This is a genomic window from Candidatus Roseilinea sp. NK_OTU-006 (assembly GCF_012931985.1).
Lineage (GTDB): Bacteria > Chloroflexota > Anaerolineae > J036 > Brachytrichaceae > JAAFGM01.
In genome coordinates, this window is the sequence record NZ_JAAFGM010000070.1 from 1 (window position 1) to 3,552 (window position 3,552).

General features: G+C 62.1%; 3 protein-coding genes. All 3 read right to left on the bottom strand.

The annotated features are described in order from the left end of the window. Positions 1-238 precede the first annotated feature (238 nt). A complete protein-coding gene (gene recF, locus GXH28_RS15300; RefSeq protein ID WP_240550451.1) occupies positions 239-1,324 on the bottom strand; it encodes a DNA replication/repair protein RecF in 1,086 nt (361 codons plus the stop codon). 48 nt (positions 1,325-1,372) lie between these two features. Further along, a complete protein-coding gene (def, locus tag GXH28_RS15305; RefSeq protein WP_169239885.1) occupies positions 1,373-1,879 on the bottom strand; it encodes a peptide deformylase in 507 nt (168 codons plus the stop codon). A gap of 42 nt (positions 1,880-1,921) precedes the next feature. After that, positions 1,922-3,552, bottom strand: a 1,631-nt coding sequence (locus tag GXH28_RS15310; RefSeq protein ID WP_169239886.1) for a cyclic nucleotide-binding domain-containing protein, incomplete at its 5' end; no start/stop codon positions are given.

Here is a 3,552-nt window from a genome sequence, read left to right on the forward strand (position 1 = left end):
TGCAGTTCGTTACGGAACATCACGAGCAGCGCATCGGTGCGCTCCTCACCCATGGTTTCGGCAAGGCCGGAAAGTCGAGAAGGCGCGGTGGGCTCGTTTGGGGACGCGTCGCGTGGCATGGCCGGAGAAACGTTGTGCGGGAAGGCGAAAAGAGGAGGCCCAATTTGCATTGCAAGGTGTGTGCTAGTTGCCTCGGCTTCGACTTGATAGCGCCGTCACCTTTCCGAGAGCGTTAATCTTACTCCCGCACGCCTAGTGTGCCGGCAGCCTTGCCGATCACCGCCAGGGTCGGCGGCCAGATCCCCAAGCTGGTGAGATCGCCGAGCCGCATCCAGGCCACTTCGGCCAGTTTGAGCGCCAAGAGCGCCGTGCGCACCTGCCCGCGCGAGCCGTAATCCCCCAGGTCAATCCCGTTGCTGAGCACGCGAAATTCGTCGCGATGGGGGCCGATCAGCGTCATGCCGCGGCTGATTTCCTCACCGCGCAGGGCTTCCAGGCGGCGCAAAAAGCCCTGCTGAATCTGGCTCAGGCTGATTTGATCGCGTTTGACCACGGTGTCCAGGCGCAGGGCCATCTGGCCGTTCTCCGGCGCCGCCGGATCGTAAGCCGGGCGGTAGATCAGGCGCAACACTTCCTGTCCTCGCGTCAGGCGGTCGTGAATGCGCGCCGCCAGCGTCTCAATCTCATCCAGCGCCTTACTGCGTGCCTGGATCAGCAGCGCACCGCGATCCACCAACAGCGCATCCCAGTATTGCAGTTGTCCAAGATCACCGCCGCGCTCGGCCAGTTGTTTGAGCAGGGCGTTGCGCTGGCTGAGCACCTGGGCGTAATCGCTGAGCGCCTGGGCGTACCCCGGCATCACCTGCGAAAGCGCCATATTCAGGTAACGGCGGCGCTCTTCGGGGGCCCCTTCAATGATGTTGGTCATCTGGGGCAGGAAGAGCACGGCGTTGAACTGCCCCAACGCCTCACGCGCCGTGCGCTTTACCCCATCTACCAGGATTTCGCGGCGCAGGCGGTTACCGTTGAGCGCAGCGTTATCTTGGATCAGGCGCACTTCCAGGCGGTGGGTGGTCTCACCGCGCACGAATTCGGCCACGATGCGCGCCACCGCCAGCGGTTCGCGCGCGGCCAGGAAGTTGATCAACTGGCGGTCGCTCTCGGTATGAAACGAGGTCAGCGTGGCCAGGTAGTAGATCGCTTCGAGCAGGGTGGTCTTCCCCTGCGCGTTTTCACCCACGATAAGCAACGTTGGGCGAGGTACCTCCACATCCAGGCGGGCAAAGGCGCGAAAATTGGTCAATGAGAGATGCGTCAGGATCATCACGCCTCACAGTCCTACGCGCCCCCTGGCAGGGCTGCGCTTCGGGGTTCAATCCACGGCCATGGCTTCTTCAGGGCTGGGCTTCCACACCCGCACGGCGCGGTCGGTGAAGAGCACACCCTCCAAGTGATCAATCTCATGCTGAAAGATGCGCGCCACCCACCCCTGCAGTTTCAGTTTGATCGGTTGCCCGCGGCGGTTCTGCCCCTTGACCACGATGCGCCGGTAGCGTTCGACCTCACCTACCAAGTCGGGGATGGAGAGACAGCCCTCCACACCCATTTCGGTCTCGGCAGAGACCTCAACGATCTCGGGATTGACCACGACATAGAGGCGAGGCGGCTTATCCTCATCCTCGTCCTCGCCGTACTCCACCACGATGACCCGTTGGGCGACGCCTACCTGTGGCGCCGCCAGGCCCACGCCGGGGGCGGCGCGCATGGTTTCGATCATATCATCAATTAACTGCTGTAGATCAGCGTCAAACTGGCGCACCTTTTGGGCTTTGCGCCGCAAGACCGGATCGGGAACAGTAACAATGGGGCGAATGGCCATTGGTGTACCTACCTCTAAGCATGTCGAAAACGTGTTTCTATTTTACCCCGATTCTGCAGGAGATGAGGGCTTCGGCCCGGATTCGGTGGGCGGGTGACTGCTGACCACGCGGTGATATAACTCGATCCACTCGGCCAGTTGCTCGCGCTGGGCTTGCTCGGCGCGCTGTTCCTCGCGCTGTTTGGCCGCCACCAGGCGCTGGAACAGTTCGCGCTGTACCTCAGAAGGGTTATAGACATCGTCAAAGGTAAATTGGGTATCCCCAACCCGGATATAGACCGTGCCAAAGTTGAGCAAGAGATGGATGAGGGTCTTGCGCGCGTATTCAATGGTCTGGATGTTGCGCAATGGCGCACTGCGCTTTTCTTCCGTCCCCAGCGGCTTCTTATACACGTCAATGATCATGTCCGAGGTGATGATATAACGGTCGTTGCGCCAGTCCACATATTGATACAGCCACCACAGCGCCAGCGCCGGTAATCCCACCAAAAGCAGAATCCACCCCAAACGCGGTGGCAAGGGCAAACGCTGGCTCAGGATCAGCCAGACCAGGGCGATATCCGCGGCTAGCGCCAAGGTGGGCGGCGCGGTCTTAGCCAGCAGGATCGCCCAGTGGGTGCGGTAGATGATGGTATCCCCCACTTCCTCGCGCAGCATGAACAGGCGCGCCAGCGTTCGCCCCAGGCGTTGGGTGGAACTGGGGGGCGGGGGCGCGGTCTCTGCGGGCGGCGCTTCTGACGCGGATGATGAAGGGCCGGTGGGCAGTCCCAAGCGGCTGCGGATGGTGGCTTCAATGGCTTCGCGTTGGGCGCGGCGGCGACCGCGGCGGGCGCGATCACGCTGTTCTTCCAGCAGTCCCAGCACCAACTGCGGCTCGGCCAGGCGATCCAGGATCAACTGCCCGGTGTAGGTACGCACGATCAGGTTGCCGTAATTGAGAATGCGGCCAACCTGGTCGGTCTGCACCTCGTCGGCCAAAATGGCTTCCAGCGGCACTTCCTGGCGGCTCTCATAAAGCAGCAGCACCCGTTCCAACAGCACGACGCGGCGGTTGGTGATGATGACATAATCGTTGCTCCAATCCACCGCCGACCAAGCCAGCCAGCCCAGCCCACCCACCAGGCTGAGAATCAGCAACAGGGTGGGCAGAAGCGCTCCATGCCAGACCACGATGGTGAGGAAGGCAAACAGGCTCACCAACGCCGCCGTGACCAGTGCCGGCAGGGCGATGCGCAGGAAGAGGAAGAAAAGGTGACGCCGCGCGGCATAACGCACCGCCTCGCGCGGCCCGCGCCAGGTCAGATGCAGGCGCGAGGCCAGCAGGTAACTTTGCAAGATGAGGCGAAAGGCCGGGCTCAGGTCAGGGAATTCGCGCACCAGCGCCAGGTAATCCGTCCCTTCCAGGCGCAGTACGATCAGCGGCGCGGCGGCGATAGCGGTCGCGCGGCGTGCCAACGGCGTGGGGCTGAGCGCTTCTTCACCGAAGTAATCCCCTTCTTCCAGAAACGTGACCTCTTCATAACTGCCTCGCTTCTGGCTGAGACGCACCCGCCCGCTGAAAATGAGGAAAAACGCCGTGGCATCCTGGCCCTCTTCGTAAAGCGCCAGCCCCTCTTCATAAAAGAGCGCCTGCCAATAGGTCACCACCCGCAGGAGTTGCTCGTCGTTGAGGC

Coding starts and splice junctions, on each gene's coding strand:
- recF (WP_240550451.1), bottom strand. CDS start 1,324: ATGATCCTGACGCATCTCTCATTGACCAATTTTCGCGCCTTTGCCCGC.
- def (WP_169239885.1), bottom strand. CDS start 1,879: ATGGCCATTCGCCCCATTGTTACTGTTCCCGATCCGGTCTTGCGGCGC.